We start from the raw sequence: 15,493 nt of genomic DNA, 5'->3' as shown, positions 1-15,493 counted from the left end.
ATGGCGAGCGCGGCTCTTGATGCAAACGCAGGTGGCAGCGGTGCACAGCCGCGCCGCAACGCGGACCTGGGCGCCTGGCTGGCGGTGGCGGCCGGCACGATGGGCGCGCTCATGGCGACGCTCGACATCTCGATCGTCAACTCGGCGCTCCCCACGATCCAGGGCGAGCTGGGCGCGACCGGCACTGAAGGGGCCTGGGTCGCCACGGCCTACCTTGTCGCGGAAATCGTCATCATCCCGCTTTCGGCCTGGCTGGAGCGGATGCTGGGGCTGCGCAGGTTTCTCCTGATCGCCGTCACGCTTTTCACCATCTTCTCGGTGATCTGCGGACTTTCCACCTCGCTTTCGATGATGGTCTTCGGGCGCGTGGGGCAAGGCTTTACCGGCGGCGCGCTGATCCCGACCGCGCAGACGATCATTGCCCAGCGCCTGCCGCGCCACCAGCAGTCGATCGGCACGGCGGCCTTTGGCATTGTCGCGATCCTCGGCCCGCTGCTTGGCCCTCTTGTGGGTGGTTGGCTGACCGAGAGTGTCTCCTGGCACTACGCCTTCTTCCTCAACGTGCCGATTTCGGCGGTCCTGCTCACGCTCCTGTTCGTGGGGTTGCCCGCCGAGAAGTCGCGCCTCCACCTCATCCGCGAGGCCGACTGGTTCGGCATCGCCGGGCTCGCGCTCGGCCTTGGAGGGCTCACCGTGTTCCTGGAGGAAGGCGCGCGCGAGGAGTGGTTCGCCTCCGAGCTGATCCGCTACATGGCGCTGGTCACCGTGGTCGGCTTCGGCTTCCTGTTCTGGGGGCAGGCGACCGCGCGGCGGCCCGTGATCAAGCTCAGCCTGCTGCTCGACCGCCAGTTCGGGGCGGTCGCGACGATGGGCATTGCGCTGGGCGTCGTGCTCTACGGCACGTCCTACGCGATCCCGCAGTTCCTCGCCGCGATTGCCGACTACAACGCACTGCAATCGGGCAAGGTGGTGCTGCTTTCGGGCATCCCCTCGATCCTGATGATGCCCTTCGTGCCTTTCCTCATCCGCAAGGTCGACATCCGCCTCGCGGTCGGCTTCGGAATGCTCATCATGGGGCTTTCGGCCTACCTGGAGACGAGCCTCACGATCCAGTCGACGGGAGGTGACTTTACCGAATCCCAGCTGATGCGCGGGCTCGGCACGATCCTGGGGATGCTGTTCCTGAGCCAGGCCTGCGTCCAGTCGGTTCCCCCTGAGGACGCGGGCGATGCTTCGGGTCTGTTCAACGCGATGCGTAACCTGGGCGGCAGTTTCGCGCTCGCGGGTATCTCGATCCTCCAGCAGAACCGCGTCTGGCTGCATTCGCGTCGGATCGAGGAGAGCCTGCACGCCAATGACCCGGCCGTGCAGGACTACGTCTCCAGCATGGGGCGGATGCTCGGCAGCCCCGAGGCGGGCCTTCGCGCCATCGGCCAGACCATCCAGGGCCAGGCGCTGACGATGACCTACAACGATATCTTCTTCGCGATGAGCGTGGTGACCGTGCTGGTGTTTCCGCTGGTCTTCCTGCTCAAGCCGCTGCCCAAGGATGCCTCCGCAGGAGCCATGCACTGATGTTTGTCCCCCGTCCCCCTCTCGCGTCCGTCGGCGCGCTCGCCATTCTCTCGCTCGCCACTGCCTGCACCATGGGCCCGGACTACGCAGGCCCGCCCGAGGTGATCGCGCCCGGCACCAATGGCGGGGCCTTTGTGCGCGCGGACGACAGCGTGCGCGCCGAGGCTCCGCAGCTCGCCCGCTGGTGGGAGAGCCTCAGCGATCCGCTGCTCACCCGGCTCATCGACGACGCGCTGGCACACAGCCCCACGATGGACCTGGCCGCAGCGCGCATCGCCGAGGCGCAAGGCAGCCTCGCCGAAGGCAAGGCCGGGCTCATGCCCAGCGTGTCGCCCAATGCGATGTACGTCCACGCGCGCCTGCCGGGCTCGGCCATCGGGGGAAGTGGAGAGGGTGAGGACGGCGCGGAGGGCGAAAGTTCAGGCGGCAGCTCCTCGCTCGACTTCTACAACGTGGGCGCCAACGTCTCGTGGGAGCCGGACCTGTGGGGCGCGCGGCGCCGGGGGATCGAGGCCTCGCGCGCGCAGGTCGGCCAGCGCTACGCCGAACTGGCCGATGCGCAGGTGTCGCTGAGCGCGCAGGTTGCGCAGACCTACGTGAACCTGCGCGATGCGCAGGCGCGCCTGGCGCTTACCCGCGAGGCGGTCGCCAAGCAGCGCCGTGCGCTCGAACTCACCCGCCAGCGGCTGGCCGCAGGCACGGCGTCCGACCTCGAGGTGGAGCGGCTGCAGGGTGAGCTTGCCGCCAACGAAGCGCAGACGGTGCCGCTGGATACGCAGGTTCTTCTCTACAAGAATGCGCTTGCCGTCCTGACCGGACAGGCACCCGGCGCGCTCGATGGCGAACTGGAGGCCGAAGGCGCGCTGCCCCTGCCGCCCGCCGAAGTCGCGGTGGGCGATCCGGCGGGGCTCCTTGCGCGCCGCCCGGACATTCGCGCGGCCGAGCGCGCGCTGGCCGCCAGCACCGCGCAGATCGGGGTCAAGGAAGCGCAGCGCCTGCCCGGCATCTCGTTCATGGGGATCCTAGGGATCGGCGGAACCGAGCCGGGCGATGTACTCGATCCGGGCAACCTTGCGGCCCTCCTCATGCCGCAGATCAGCTGGCCGCTCCTCGACTTCGGGCGCACGGGCGCGCAGGTGCGCCAGGCCCGTGCGCAGGCCGACCAGGCCGAGGCGCAGTACCGCCAGAGCGTGCTCGAAGGCCTGCAGGACGCCGAGGACAGCCTCGCCCGCTTCGGTGCGACCCGGCGCCAGCTGGCCCGGCTGGTCGCCTCGCAGCAGAGCGCCGAGCGGGCTGCGCACCTCAACCGCCTGCGCTTTGCCGCGGGGACCAGCTCGCTGATCGACCAGCTCGATATCGAACGCCAGGCGCTGACCGCCGCCTCCAACGTCGCGCAGGCCAAGGCGCAGCTCACCATCGACTATATCGCGGTGAACAAGGCGCTGGGGCTGGGCTGGAGCGAATAGGATTTTTCAAGGGGCCATCGCCCCTTGGACCCCAAAATGGGCAACCTCACTTCTCTCAGCCAGCGCGGCGCGCGGGAGGTAAGCTGGACAGTTCGGGGAGCCCGAGGGCGATGGCCCTCGGCAAATCCTTTCCTTCTCCTTGCCCCTTCCTGATGCCTGCGGCACAGGGGAGGCCAGACCCGAACCAACAATCCAGCGGGAGCTTGCCATGGCCGTCACCCATCCTTTCCACCTCGCCTTTCCGGTCGATGACTTGGAGGCCGCGCGCGCCTTCTACCTGGGCGTGCTGGGCTGCAACGAGGGGCGTTCGAGCGACGAGTGGGTCGACTTCGACTTCTTCGGCCACCAGATCGTCGCGCACTTGGCTCCTGAGGAGACGGGCGCAGTCAAAGCCAACGCGGTCGATGGTCACGGGGTCCCGGTGCGCCATTTCGGCATCGTGCTTTCCATGGCCAAGTGGCAGGCGCTGGCCGATACGCTGGAGGCCGCGGGGATCGACTTCATCATCGCGCCCTACATCCGTTTCAAGGGCGAGCCGGGCGAGCAGGCGACGATGTTCTTCGCCGATCCGGCGGGCAACGCCATCGAGATCAAGGCCTTTGCCGACATGGAGCAGCTCTTTGCCAAGTGAGGCCCTGCGGCCCGTCACGGTCGCGATTGCGGGCTACGGCAATATCGGGCGGCAGGTGGCCGTGACGCTGCTGGAGCGGCGCGCCCGCTACGCGCAGGTCCATGGCTGCGATGTGCGTCTCGTGGCGGTGTGTGGTTCGCGAACAGGGGCCGCGAGCGCGCAGGGCTTTGCTGAGGCGTCCGGGATCGCGCTGGAGGACGGGCGGACGGGGCCTGAGTTCCTCGCGGAAATCGCGCCCGATGTGCTGATCGAGGCCGGGCCGACCGACTTTGCGACCGGTGGGCCTGCGCTGGGCTACCTGACGATGCATTTGGGGGCAGGGCGCGACGCGGTCGTGGTCTCCAAGGGCGCGCTTGTCCATTCGGGCGCACGGCTGCGCGAGCTGGCGCGTGCGAGCGGCGCGGCGCTGCGCATCAGCGGGGCGACGGCCGCCGCGCTTCCCACCATCGACCTGATCGAGACGGGGCTGCGCGGGGCGAAAGTGCTGGCGCTCGAGGGCGTGTTCAACGCGACCACCAACTTCCTTCTCAACGCGATGATGGCGCGCGGCTGCACTTTTGCCGAGGCTCTGGGCGAGGCGCAGGCGGGCGGCTTTGCCGAGCGCGATCCGAGCCGCGACATCGAGGGTTGGGATACGGCCTGCAAGCTCACCATCCTTGCCAATTTCGGGCTCGATGCCGGGCTGGCGCTGGAGGATGTCGCGGTGTCCGGGATTGGCGACGTGACGCCGGAGCGGGTCGCGCTCTGGAAGGCGCAGGGGCAGGTGCCGCGCCTTGTCGGGCGGCTGGACTGCACAGGGGACGCGCCGGTCGCCTCGGTCGACGTGCGGACCTATCCGCTCGACCATGCCTTTGCGCATATTCCCGGCAAGACCAAGGCCCTGCGTGTCGAGACCGACTGCATGGGCGAGATCCTGACAATGGGCGGTGGGCCTGAGCCGCTCGCGACCTCGTGCGCCGCGCTCAAGGATTTCGAGCTGGTGCTGGAGGCGCAGGCGCGCCGGGGCTGACGCGAAGGTCACAGCCCCGGCGCGCATGTCCTCACACCTGCGCGAGCATCTGCTGCGAGGCGGCGAAGTAGTCGTTCGAGAGCTGGGTGGGATAGGCCGTCCCCAAAAGGCGCCCGGCAATTGCCGCGCCGCCGTTGGAGAGGGCGTAGTCCGCTTCCTGGCCGCTCACCACGTCGATCCAGGCCGGGATCGGGCGGTGCTGGGCGAGGCACGAGCGCCAGTAGCTGGCAACCGGCGCGGTGAGATCGGTGCGGTTGCCCTGCGCGCCCCACAGCGCGACGCGGATCGCATCGTAGCCAAAGCGCGGCGGCTTGTCGGGGGCCGGGGCAACGCTGCGCGTGCCGGTCACCCGGATCCAGTCGCAGGGAAGATCGTGGCGTCCGAAGCGCGAGAGGCGCAGGAGGTCTTCGCTGTCGCGGATCACACGGCCCCAGGTCGCCATCCCGTCGGCCTTGGCAAACTGGTCGAGCGCGGGCCACACGAAGTAGCTGGGGTTGAGCGTGACGCCTGCGTCCTCGACGAAGCCCTGCAGGCCCGGGATCAGCAGCTGGCGGTTGTAGCGCGTGATGACGCAGTGCTTGCGGATCGCGGCGCGGACCTCGCGGGCGCGTTCGGTCCAGCGCGGCTCGTTCCAGCGCTCCCCAGCCAGCGCCAGCGCCCAGGCGATCACGATATCGCCGTCGGTCGCGTTGTTGGTGTCGGTCATCGCGCGCGCCGCGGGCTCCCAGCGCCAGCCGTAGAGCGCCATGTCGCGGCGCGCGAGGTTGGCCTCGGTCCATTCGGCGATGCGCGTGAAGGTGTCGCGCTCGCCCGCCTGGTAGGCCAGCAGCAGGCCGTAGCTCTGGCCTTCGCTGTGGCTGATGTCGCCATTGCCGGTGTCCACGACGCGGCCCTCGGGCGCGAGGAAGTGGGTGCGCCACGCGTTCCAGAACGAGGTGGCGACAGGGCTGGGGGCGGGAAGCGTGGGACGGGGCGCGGTGTGCATGCCGGGCATGGCGGCCTCGCTCTTCTGGCTCTTGTTGCAGGCGGCAAGCGCGGCCATCAGGCCGATCGCGAAGGTGCGCCTGTCGATACGTCTGTAATCATCGACCATGGCGAAGCTCGAGCGTATCCCCTTTCCATTCGGCAGTGGTGGTGAGCGCCGGGCCGCTGCCCAGCGTGCGGAACCAGCTGTCGTAGGCGCCTTCGAGAACGCCTGCGAGCATCGTGGCCCAGTGGCCGCGCGGATCGGGAGCGATGCCGCGCGGAAGATTGGTGTGCTGGACGATAATTCCCTCGTCGGTCAGTTCGAGCTTGGCTTCCCCCCAGTCCAGCGCGCGCCAGAAATCGTTGATGCGCATCGAGAGCAGGGCGGCATCGGAGAGATCATCGAGACTTTCGAGCGCGGCCATGCGCCGGCCGATTGCGGCGAAGAAGCCGCGGGCCTGGAGCTCGGGCACCGCCTCGCAGATCTCGGTCGCGCTCGCGATCGCGAGCAGGGCAAGGCCGCCCAGCCCGGTGTCGTCGCTGGACCGGCTGCGGGAGGGAAACGCCTGGTAGTTCATGTTACTTCGTACTCCCGAAGCTTTGGCGCACGCCGAGCATGCCGCGGAATTCATCGTAGGAACCGAACGTGTTGTAGCTGGCCTCGCCCCCGATGCGGGTGGAGTTGCTCAGCTTGTAGTAAAGTTCGCCCTCTGCCGACAACGCGAAACCCGTCTCGCTGATCCCGTCATAATAGGACCGCACGTCGTCGTTCTCGAGCTTGAGGCCATCGAGCAGGCCCTGGAGGAGAGGTTCGGTCGGATAGAGCAAGCTGCGATCCTGGCTGTAGCTTTGAAAACCGGGCGTGAACGAGGCACGGCCGACAAAGCGTTCGTCCTCGATCGCGTAGTTCACTGGGAAGCCGACCGAGATGAAGCTTTGCGGGCTGAAATAGCCGCCATTGCCGAAGGTGAAGTAGTTCTGGCTCTTGTCGTAGCCCTGGTAGTTCACGTTGAGGCCGACCGTGACCGAGTCCGTGCGGCCCTGGTAGGCGCGCAGGTATCCGCCCGCGTTGGCCTCGAAGCCGGAGTTCTTCGCGACATTGGTGCCGGTGAAGCGGTAGTAGCGGCCCTCGCCGTACACGCCGTTGCCGTTGCGGTCGTAGGACAGCCCGCCGCCTGCGCCAAAGCGCATGACCTGGCCCCAGCGCACCCCGGTGACGGGATCGCGGGTGCCTGCATAGGAGACCACCGAATCGGTGACGGGCTTGCGTTCGACCCAGGCGCTGGCGCGCACGTCGCGCCCGATCTTGGGGGTCGCCGCGGCGCGGTAGGTGACCTTCGTTTCGCCCATGCCGATGGGGGTCGTGCCCACTTCGACCTGCGCGAAGTCGTTGGTATACCCGGCCGAGAACGCGACGCCCGAGGCGTGCTGGCTGTCTGCATTGACGAGCGGCGAGGGCTGCTCGGCGACAATTGCGGCCGCCTCGATCACGCCGTTCGCGCCGAAGCGGGCAAGCCCCGAGCCGGTGGGACGGCCTGCATCGATGACGCTGGCTTCGGCCTTGGCGTAGACGCGCCCGCCCGCAAGGCCGGTCGAGAGTTCGGCCGAGCCCTTGATCTCGTCGAGCTGGCTGAGGCCGGTTTCGCCCGAACGGCGGCGGTAGGCGGTCTGGACTTCGCCGCGCGGGCCGGTGTCCTGCGCCAGTTCGGCGATCTCGGACTGGATCCGCGCCAGCACCGGATCACCGCCGTAGCGGGTCGGTATGCTCGCTCCTGCCCTCTGCGGGGCTCCTGCAGGGGCGTAGGCGGGGGCGGGGGCAGCGCCCGCGCCGTATCCGGCCGCGCTTTGCGTCGCGGTGGCGCTGCCTGCGAAGGCGGCGGGCGCGGAGGCGCTGCGGCTGGCGTAGGCGGGGGCGGCGCGGCCCTGGCTATAATCGGGGCCCGCATCGTAGCTCGGCGCACTGGAGGCCTGGGCTGCGTAGCCCTGGGCGCCATACCCCTGGCCCGTGTAGCTCTCGTTCGCCGCGGCATAGCCTGCAGAGGCACCATAGCCGCCCATCGGCTGGGCCTGCGGGGCGTAGGAGGGGGCGGGAAGGCGTGTGCCGCCGCCCAGCGCGAAGGGGTTGACCGGCTGGGGCTGGGCCATGGCCGGGCCCTGGTTGCGGAACGGGTTGGCTCCGGCCTGGCCCTGCATCCCGGCAAAGGGATTGCCGCCCAGCGCCACAACGCTGGTCGCGTTGTGCTGGCGGGCGTAGAGTTCGCGCGCCTGCTTGAGGTAGCGCACCGCCTTCCTCTCGTTGCCCGCGACGCGCTCGACATCGGCGAGCGCCATGTAGACCTGGTAGTCCTGCGGGTAGGAGCGCAGCAGCGCGTCGGCCGCCTCGTCGGAGAGCCTGCCGTCGCCCGCCCGCTGGGCGCTCTGGGCAAGGCCGATCAGGCCGTCCTTGTCGCCCGGCTTCTTGGCCAGGTACAGCTGCCAGGTCTGCGCGGCGCGCGGCGCCATGTTGCCGTTCTCGTACAGGCGCGCGAGCCCGGCGAGGATCTCGACGTTGTCGGGCGCGGAACTGTACGCGCTCTGGAGGATGTCGAAGGCTTCGGCGTAGCTCCCGGCAAGGCGCGCGCGGTCGGCCTGCCCGATCATCAGCGTCGCCTGCATTCGGCCATAGGCCTGCTGGCCCTGCGGCGAGGAGCCGGCCATCTGCCCGGCGCGCTGGAGGGCGGTCTGGGCGAGGTCGTCGCGGCCGGTCTGGACGAGGACGCCGATCAGCCCTTCGTATTCGCCAAGGTCGGTCACTTCGCCGTTGAGCGCGCGCTGGGCGACCTCGGCGGCACCGGCCTGATCGCCCAGGTCGAACAGGGCGCTGGCGATGGCGGCCTGCTTGCCTACGGGAATGGCGCGCATCTCGCCCAGCTGGCGCAGCGAGCCCAGCGCCTGCTCGCGCTGGCCGTTCTGGGAAAGCGCCCGGGCCCGCGCGATCGCCGCGTCGGTCTTCACCCCGATCGCGAAGGTGCGCATCGGCGCGGTGCGCTGGGTCTCGGGGATCATCGAAAGCAGGCGCTCGGCCTCGGCAGGACGGCCCAGGTCCTCGTTGAGGAGCGCGGCGGCATAGAGCGCGTCGGGCGCGCCGATGCTGACGAGCGCGCGCAGCAGCGATTCCGCCTCGGGCATGCGCCCGCGCTTGATCATGTATTGGGCGAATTCGTAGCGGATCCACGGGTCCTCGGGATCGGCCATGAGCCCGGCCTGGAACTCCTGGACGGCGCCGGTGTCATCGCCGCGTTCGGCCGCGGCAAGGGCGCGGCCCCGCGCGGCGCGCATCTGCAGGCGGTTCTCGTCGGCATTGGCGCCCTCGGCGGCCTGGCGGTAGAGGTCGGCAGCGTCGGCGTAGCGGCCCTGCTGCTCGTAGACCTGGGCGAGGATCTCCAGCGCGGGGGCCGGTTCGGAGTAGTTTGACCGGACCAGTTCCTCGGCGCGGGCCTGGGCGGCGCCCAGCTGGCCCCGGTCGAGCAGGTCCTGCGCGTCCGCGACGCCCGCGAAGTAGCGCGCCGAGGCAAGCCCTTCGGCCCACTGGCTGGCTTTCCCGGCGCGCGAGGCACGTTCGAGCAGGTCAGCCGCCTCGGCGAACCTCTGCTGGCGCAGGCGCACGATGCCAAGCCCGCCCAGCGCATCGGGATCGCGGGAATTGATGGCAAGGGCCTTCTCGAACTCGGTGGCGGCGGTTTCGAGGCGTTCGCCTTCGAGAGCCTCGAAACCGGCCACACGGGCACGGCCTGCGCGGTCGGCCGCGCTGGGCCGGGCCGGGGCTGCGCGGCGGGCCGGTGCGGCGCTGCGCGCGGGGCCTGGCGCGCTCGTGCGGGCGGCGGACTGGCTCTGGCGCGAAGGCTTCTCGGCCTGCGGGGCAGGCGCGGGTGCGGCGCGGGAGGCGGCGGCAATCGCGGGATTGTCGGGATCGATGGCGCGCGCGCGGCGCAGGGCCTGCTGGGCAAGGTCCTCGCGCCCCTTGGAGCGCCAGTACTTCGCCTGCTCGATCAGCGCAGCAACCCCGTCGTCCTGGGCGAGGGCGGCGACGGGGAGGACCGAGCCCATGGCGCAGCCGCCCAGCAGCGCGGCCAGAGCCGCCGTGCGCAGGGCGCGACTGCGCGTCGGGAAGGGGACACGGGGCTCGATCATGCGTTGTCGTCCTCGGCGCCGAGGCGGCGCTGGGCCTGTCGGCGGAAGTAGAGATAGGCGGGGCTGGCGAGCACGATGGCCAGCGCGAGGGCAAAGACGCCGAGCAGCAGCGGGCGCTGGCTGATCCAGTAGGCGATCTTCATCCAGAACGGCAGCGAGCCGCTCCAGTACCGCTCGCCCAGCGCGAAGCTGGCCATGCCATCGCCCTCGGTGACCGAGAGGTCGCCCTGGATCATGGCGTTGATCTTGGCATCGGCCATGCCCTCGACGAGCTGGGGCAGGGCCGGGCCGCTGTCGGCCAGAAGCGCGACGACAGTGCGGTCCGAGGCAAAGGGCGAACGGAAGCTGACGATCCCGGAAAAGCCGCGCGCGTTGTAGATCACGGGTTCAGCGGCCATCGGATCGTCGCGTTCGGTGCCACCGAAGAGCGCGGCGACGTTCTGCAGCATCGAGCGCTCGGAGACCGAGAGGCGGCCGCCTGCAAAGCGCAGCGGCGAGCCTTCGAAGAGCTCCTCGTGGCCCGCAAGCGCGGTGCCGCCCACGACCAGCACGTCCTGCGCGGAGAGGGCATCGGCATCGACGTCGGTGGCCACCGTGACGGAGGTGGCGGGAACGCCGGTGGAATCCCCGAAGCGGCCCATCAGCTCGAGGAAGGCCCGGATCGCGGCCGTGCTCGGCTTCTCGCCCATGATCACGGTCGTCTGCGACAGGTCGGGGCTGACGGTGAAGGGGAAGCCCGCGCTGGCAAAGGTCGCAAGGTCGGGCATCTGGATCGCGTGGTAGGCCGAGGTGAGGTCGATCGTGCTGTTGGGATCGACCGAGACGTGCACGTTCTCGGGCAGGGTGCCGGTGCACTTCTTCTTGTCGGCGATGATCATGTTGTAGTCGAAGGTGACCTGGTTCTGCCCGAACATGGTGTAGCGCGGCAGGGTCAGGGTGGCCTCGGAATCGTGGCTCTTGGCGCTGGCGTGGCCCAGGAGGCCATCCCACCAGTCACCGCCCAGACCCAGCGTCTTCAGATACTGGCCATTGAGCGAGACGTCGAGGCGCGAGGCGCGGCGGTCCATCCACTTGGCGACCGGGTAGCGGTAGCCCAGGTTCAGGCGGCCCCCCTGGCGCGGCCAGAAGAACAGGTCGGGTGCCATGCGGAAGCGGGCCGAGATGGGGCCGGGGCGAATGCCCATGCCCTGGAGCGCGTAGGGCTCCATGATCTCACCCAGCTTGACCGGCTTCTCGGTCGAGACCCAGCGCAGCGCGCTGTAGCGGTCCCAGACCGGGATGCGCACGCCCTCGAAGCTCATGCGCGCGCCGCCAAAGACGCCTTTGCCGATGGCCACGGCGGAGGCGGCAAGGCGCAATTCGCCGTTGTTGCGGCCCATCAGGACGAGCAGGGTTCCGCCCGCATCGGCCGGGTTGCGCACGACCGCCGCGCTCGGCCCCTGGGCGGGCGCGATCTCGAGGCCGGGGAGCGACTGGCCGCTCTTGAGGAAGACGATCGCATTGCCCCTGGGCAGCGCGCCGATGACCGGCTTGAAGGTGAAGCCGCGGTAGCTCGCTAGCGAGCCGAGCCAGGACGCCGAGGCGGCGGCCGCCTCCAGTTCGCCGCGGCCGGGCGCGCCGGCAAAGACGAAGGGCATGTCGAGCGGCATGTTCTGGCCCTTGTCGAAGAAGGGCAGCGGCAGGCGGGCAAGGTCGGGCTTGTAGGGCAGGCGCGCGTATTCGACATCAAGCCACGAGCGGGTGTTCGAGATATTGGCCCAGAGCGCGGAGTGGAACGGGTCCTCGCAGTCGCGCGCGTAGTGGCCGATGAGGCGCAGGTTGAGCTGGTTGTCGCCGGGCAGGAACAGCGCCGGGTTGACCGCGACGCGCACGATCCGGCCCTGGGCGTTGGCGCGGGTGAGGCGCAGCGTGTCCACCACCTCGCCGTTCAGCATCACCACCAGCTGGCTCAGGTCGTCGAGCATCGAGGGTGACCAGGCCATCTGCAGGACGAGCGTGGCCTTGGTGACGACGCGGTCCTGGCGCATGCCGAAGGGGATGCCCATCTCGCCCTGGGTGCCCAGCAGGCGGATCGGGGTGGTGACGCGCAGGTCCTCGAAGGTGAGGCGGTCGGTGAGACCATCGCCTTCAAGCGCGGCCGGGGTGGCCTCGCTCGCGCTGGCCGTGGCGGCATGGCTCTGGCTGGCGCCGAAGAAGATGCCCGCCGTGCCCAGGAGCAGGGCCCCGGTGATGGCGGCGGCCTTGGCGATCCGGGCTGCCTTGCCCTTTTCCTTGGCCTTGCCCTTTTCCTTGCTCTTTGCCTCGGCCTTGTTCGCGCTGTCCTTTTCCGCGTCGGCGGCGCTCGACGCAGAGTTGTCGTTGTCCGCCTCGGCCTGGCGCATCGCGCGGCGTTCGGCGAAGTTGAGGCGCAGCATGCGCTTCAGGGTAACCAGGTCGACCAAGATGATATCCGCAAGTGAGCGAAGTCCGGTAACGGATTCGCGGGGAGCAACAGGCTGCCAGGCGTCGGCCCGGCCCATGACGGCGCGCACGAGGTGGCGACCGGCCATGATATCGAGTTTTTCAAAGCGCACATAGGTGTTTGCGCCCTGGGTGCGCATCGTCTCGACGGGGATGCACAGCACTTCGTTGCCCATCGACATGGTGATGTGGCGCACCGAACGGTCCTTCACCGGCAATTCCTCGGGCAAGGCCAGCGCCGCGCCGCCCATCGAGATGTCGAGGGTGGTGGCGGGTACCACGTGCCCGCTTTGGAGGTAGGCGCTGACCGGGAGCTTGACCGGGATGCGGATGTCCTGGCGCGCCTGGCGCGTCTCGCGCGCGACCGCGATGGCGGCGATGAGGATGATCAGGCTGAACATCGCCCAGGCCAGGTTCAGCACCAGCGTATCGGTCTGGATGTTGAACATGTAGGGGAAGAAGGCCCATTTGCTGATGGCCATGAGCATGCCCGCAACGATGATCCCGACGCAGATCAGGTGCGGCTTGACGATGGCCCAGTCGAAGTAGGTCTTGTCGAGCAGCGAGCCCTTGTCGGTCACGTTGAACTTGCCCTTACGCGGCTGGAACCAGGTCATCACCGTCGGCTTGACGAGGTGGAAGGCCAGGATGGTCTCGTAGACCTCGCCCCAGAACGGACGGCGGTCCGAGCCTTGCGTGCGCTCGTTGGCGACCGAGGAGCAGTAGAGGTGGGGCATGGCGTAGGCGAAGATCAGCGAGGCCGAGGCCTGGATGATGTTCTGGCCGAACATGAGATAGGCGAGCGGGCTGGTCAGGAACACGATCCGGGGGATCGGGTACTGGAAGTGCAGCATGGCGTTGAGGTAGCACAGGCGCTGCTGCCAGGTGAGGCCCTTGCCGAAGAGCGGGCAGTCGATGCGCAGGATCTGGGTCATGCCGCGCGCCCAGCGGATGCGCTGGCCGACGTGGAGGACGAGGCGCTCGGTGGCGAGCCCTGCGGACAGGCGCGCGCTGATATAGGCGGTGTTCCAGCCGGTGCGCTGCAGCTTGAGCGCGGTGTGCGCGTCCTCGGTCACCGTCTCGCCGGCAAATCCGTTGGTCTCTTCCAGCGCTTCGCGGCGGATGATCGCGCAGGAGCCGCAGAAGAAGGTCGCGTTCCACAGGTCGTTGCCGCCCTGGACCGGGCCGTAGAACAGGTCGCCCTCGCCGGGCATGTCGCCCATCGTGGAAGCGAGGTTACGCTGCACCGGGTCGAGCGAGTACATGTGGTGCGGGGTCTGGATCAGGGCGAGGCGCTTGTCCTTCTGGAACCAGCCGATGGTCAGCTGGAGGAAGGCGCGGGTGGGCACGTGGTCGCAGTCGAAGATCGCGATCAGTTCGCCGTCGGTCTTCTTCATCGCCGCATTGAGGTTGCCCGCCTTGGCGTGCAGGTTGTTGTCGCGCGTGATGTAGCCGCAGCCCGCTTCCTTGGCGAAGGCGCGGAATTCCGCGCGCTTGCCATCGTCGAGGATGAACACGCGGTAGCGCTCGACCGGGTAGTCGAGATCCATCGCGGCAAACACGGTGTTGCGCACGATCTCGAGGCTCTCGTTGTAGGTCGGGATATAGATGTCGACGGTCGGCCAGTCCTCGGGATCGCCCTCGGGCTCGATCACCGGGCGTTCGAGCGGGAAGCTGGTCTGCAGGAAGCCCAGCATGAGGATGACCCAGGCGTAGAGCTCGGCCAGGTAAAGGACGCCGCCGAAGGCGAATTCGGGGAGCGTGCCGAAGGAGAGCGTCTGCGTCGTGCGCCACACGATGTAGCGGGTCGACACGAGGATCGCGAGGAGACCCAGCGCAAGGCCGCCGCGCGGGCTCTTCCAGCGGCGCAGCGCCACCGCGCCGGCAATCGTGACGCCGGCGCAGACCCACTGTGCGGTCCCGTCCAGCGGCACCGCGATCACCACCGCCGCGATGAAGACGATGGGGATGAGGGCAAGGTAGCGCAGCGCGCGCGTCGACGTCAGCGCCTTGATCATGCGGCGTAGCTCGAGCTCTTTGCGCCGGACCAGATGCTGATGTCGGTATCGAGCGCGGGCAGGACGATGTCGACCAGGCGGCGCACGTCGGCGAGCGCGGCGCTGGAGGGGGCATAGCGCGCCAGGGTCTGGAGCATCGCGATCGATTCGGGAACCGATTCGTCCAGCCGGATGCGCCCGATCAGGCGCGGCCCCATCAGTTCGCGCACGAAGGCGGCGTTGTGGCGCGCGAGGCGGCGGGTGTCATCGAGCCGGTTGATCACGAACGACGTGCGCGACAGGCCACCCTTGCCCGCCTCGTCGAACATCTGCGGCAGCAGCGCGAGGGTCTCGGGCGCGGTGTCGAGCGCGCACAGGTGGGCGCAGGCGTGATTGACGAGGCGCCGTGCGAGGTTGCGCTCGCACGAGGGCACATCGAGGATCAGCGTGCGCTCGCGGCCGGTCTGGAAGTAGCCCAGGTCCTTGAGCATCGGGATGAAGTCGGGGTCATTGGGCGCGTTCTGCGCATGGCGCAGGTCGATCCCCGAGACCACCACCGCATCCTCGCTCGGGGCATGGAGCGCGGACAGCGTGGTCGAGGGGGGCAGCGCGAAGTGGAAGGGGAGCGTGTCGTGCGCGGCCATGGAGAGCACGGTCACGTCCGCTCCGGCCTCGGCCAGCCCGAGCGCCATGTGCGCGGCGAGGAAGGTGTTGCCGGTGCCGCCCTTAGGCGAATGGCAGACGATGAGGGCCATCAGATCTCTCCTCGCGAACCCAGCTCGGACAGGTGGCGCAGCATCGCGCGCACGTCCTGGCCCGATCCCGCAGGGGCAGGCGGGGCAGGGGCCGCGGCCGCGTTGGGGCCTTCGTAGCGGCGGAACAGGGCGCCGATCGAATCGGTGGCCACAGGCTCGGGAGCCGGTGGCGCGGCCGGGCGTGGGGGCGTGGGGGCGAACTCGGCTGCCGGGGCCTGCGCGCTCGGCAGCTTTTCCGGGGCAGGGGCAGCTGCGCCGCTGGCCGCCGCGCCGTCGAGTTCGAGCAGGCGCGGGTCCTTGAGCAGCGCCTCGAGCATCGGCCACAGCTCCAGCTCGGTGAATCGGTCCTCGAACTCCTTGTACGAGAAGTCCTGACGGCCGAGCCGATTCAGAAGGTTTGAAGCGTCAACTCTCATGCGGTGCCCCCTGTAAGTGCTCTTAGGGATTGGCACTTAATGGTTAAC

10 protein-coding genes are annotated in these 15,493 nt (G+C 69.0%); 4 read left to right on the top strand and 6 right to left on the bottom strand.

Annotated elements, in window-relative coordinates; genetic code table 11:
- From HT578_RS07055 to HT578_RS07040, 4 genes are all read left to right on the top strand, one after another.
- Positions 1 to 1,575 carry an MDR family MFS transporter gene (locus HT578_RS07055; protein WP_213503138.1) on the top strand — a complete coding sequence of 525 codons (1,575 nt, stop codon included), beginning with the start codon at positions 1 to 3 and terminating at the stop codon, positions 1,573 to 1,575.
- Positions 1,575 to 3,041: an efflux transporter outer membrane subunit gene (locus HT578_RS07050; protein ID WP_213503136.1), complete on the top strand. Its 1,467-nt coding sequence runs from the start codon at positions 1,575 to 1,577 to the stop codon at positions 3,039 to 3,041. The genes HT578_RS07055 and HT578_RS07050 overlap by 1 nt, the downstream gene beginning before the upstream one ends.
- A gap of 208 nt (positions 3,042 to 3,249) precedes the next feature.
- Positions 3,250 to 3,672 carry a VOC family protein gene (locus HT578_RS07045; protein WP_039391297.1) on the top strand — a complete coding sequence of 141 codons (423 nt, stop codon included), beginning with the start codon at positions 3,250 to 3,252 and terminating at the stop codon, positions 3,670 to 3,672.
- The gene (locus HT578_RS07040; protein WP_213503134.1) at positions 3,662 to 4,681 is read left to right on the top strand and encodes a homoserine dehydrogenase; all 1,020 of its coding nucleotides are present in this window, start codon (positions 3,662 to 3,664) and stop codon (positions 4,679 to 4,681) included. The genes HT578_RS07045 and HT578_RS07040 overlap by 11 nt, the downstream gene beginning before the upstream one ends.
- Before the next feature lie 31 nt (positions 4,682 to 4,712).
- On the opposite strand, the gene HT578_RS07035 is transcribed toward HT578_RS07040, so the two are convergent.
- The 6 genes from HT578_RS07035 to HT578_RS07010 are packed head-to-tail and all read right to left on the bottom strand — an operon-like array spanning position 4,713 to position 15,445.
- The gene (locus tag HT578_RS07035) at positions 4,713 to 5,774 is read right to left on the bottom strand and encodes a family 8 glycosyl hydrolase (RefSeq protein WP_213503133.1); all 1,062 of its coding nucleotides are present in this window, start codon (positions 5,772 to 5,774) and stop codon (positions 4,713 to 4,715) included.
- Positions 5,764 to 6,225, bottom strand: coding sequence for a cellulose biosynthesis protein BcsD (gene bcsD / locus HT578_RS07030; RefSeq protein WP_039391301.1), 462 nt, complete (start codon positions 6,223 to 6,225; stop codon positions 5,764 to 5,766). The genes HT578_RS07035 and bcsD overlap by 11 nt, the downstream gene beginning before the upstream one ends.
- A gap of 1 nt (position 6,226) precedes the next feature.
- Complete coding sequence (locus HT578_RS07025) at positions 6,227 to 9,817, bottom strand: cellulose biosynthesis protein BcsC (protein WP_213503131.1); 3,591 nt, start codon at positions 9,815 to 9,817, stop codon at positions 6,227 to 6,229.
- Positions 9,814 to 14,295, bottom strand: coding sequence for a UDP-forming cellulose synthase catalytic subunit (gene bcsA, locus HT578_RS07020; RefSeq protein ID WP_213503129.1), 4,482 nt, complete (start codon positions 14,293 to 14,295; stop codon positions 9,814 to 9,816). The genes HT578_RS07025 and bcsA overlap by 4 nt, the downstream gene beginning before the upstream one ends.
- Positions 14,292 to 15,029 carry a cellulose synthase operon protein YhjQ/BcsQ gene (locus HT578_RS07015; RefSeq protein WP_052322270.1) on the bottom strand — a complete coding sequence of 246 codons (738 nt, stop codon included), beginning with the start codon at positions 15,027 to 15,029 and terminating at the stop codon, positions 14,292 to 14,294. Before HT578_RS07015 ends, bcsA begins: the two co-directional genes overlap by 4 nt.
- Complete coding sequence (locus HT578_RS07010; RefSeq protein WP_213503034.1) at positions 15,029 to 15,445, bottom strand: hypothetical protein; 417 nt, start codon at positions 15,443 to 15,445, stop codon at positions 15,029 to 15,031. The genes HT578_RS07015 and HT578_RS07010 overlap by 1 nt, the downstream gene beginning before the upstream one ends.
- Positions 15,446 to 15,493 lie beyond the last annotated feature (48 nt).

It is taken from the genome of Novosphingobium decolorationis (genome assembly GCF_018417475.1).
In the GTDB taxonomy this organism is placed as follows: Bacteria; Pseudomonadota; Alphaproteobacteria; order Sphingomonadales; family Sphingomonadaceae; genus Novosphingobium; species Novosphingobium decolorationis.
This window is presented reverse-complemented; position numbering and strand designations above follow the sequence as displayed.

Bases quoted from the DNA above. Each gene is read 5' to 3' on its own strand.
- HT578_RS07055 (WP_213503138.1), top strand. From the start codon at position 1: ATGGCGAGCGCGGCTCTTGATGCAAACGCAGGTGGCAGCGGTGCACAG.
- HT578_RS07050 (WP_213503136.1), top strand. From the start codon at position 1,575: ATGTTTGTCCCCCGTCCCCCTCTCGCGTCCGTCGGCGCGCTCGCCATT.
- HT578_RS07045 (WP_039391297.1), top strand. From the start codon at position 3,250: ATGGCCGTCACCCATCCTTTCCACCTCGCCTTTCCGGTCGATGACTTG.
- HT578_RS07035 (WP_213503133.1), bottom strand. From the start codon at position 5,774: ATGGTCGATGATTACAGACGTATCGACAGGCGCACCTTCGCGATCGGC.
- bcsD (WP_039391301.1), bottom strand. From the start codon at position 6,225: ATGAACTACCAGGCGTTTCCCTCCCGCAGCCGGTCCAGCGACGACACC.
- HT578_RS07025 (WP_213503131.1), bottom strand. From the start codon at position 9,817: ATGATCGAGCCCCGTGTCCCCTTCCCGACGCGCAGTCGCGCCCTGCGC.
- bcsA (WP_213503129.1), bottom strand. From the start codon at position 14,295: ATGATCAAGGCGCTGACGTCGACGCGCGCGCTGCGCTACCTTGCCCTC.
- HT578_RS07015 (WP_052322270.1), bottom strand. From the start codon at position 15,029: ATGGCCCTCATCGTCTGCCATTCGCCTAAGGGCGGCACCGGCAACACC.
- HT578_RS07010 (WP_213503034.1), bottom strand. From the start codon at position 15,445: ATGAGAGTTGACGCTTCAAACCTTCTGAATCGGCTCGGCCGTCAGGAC.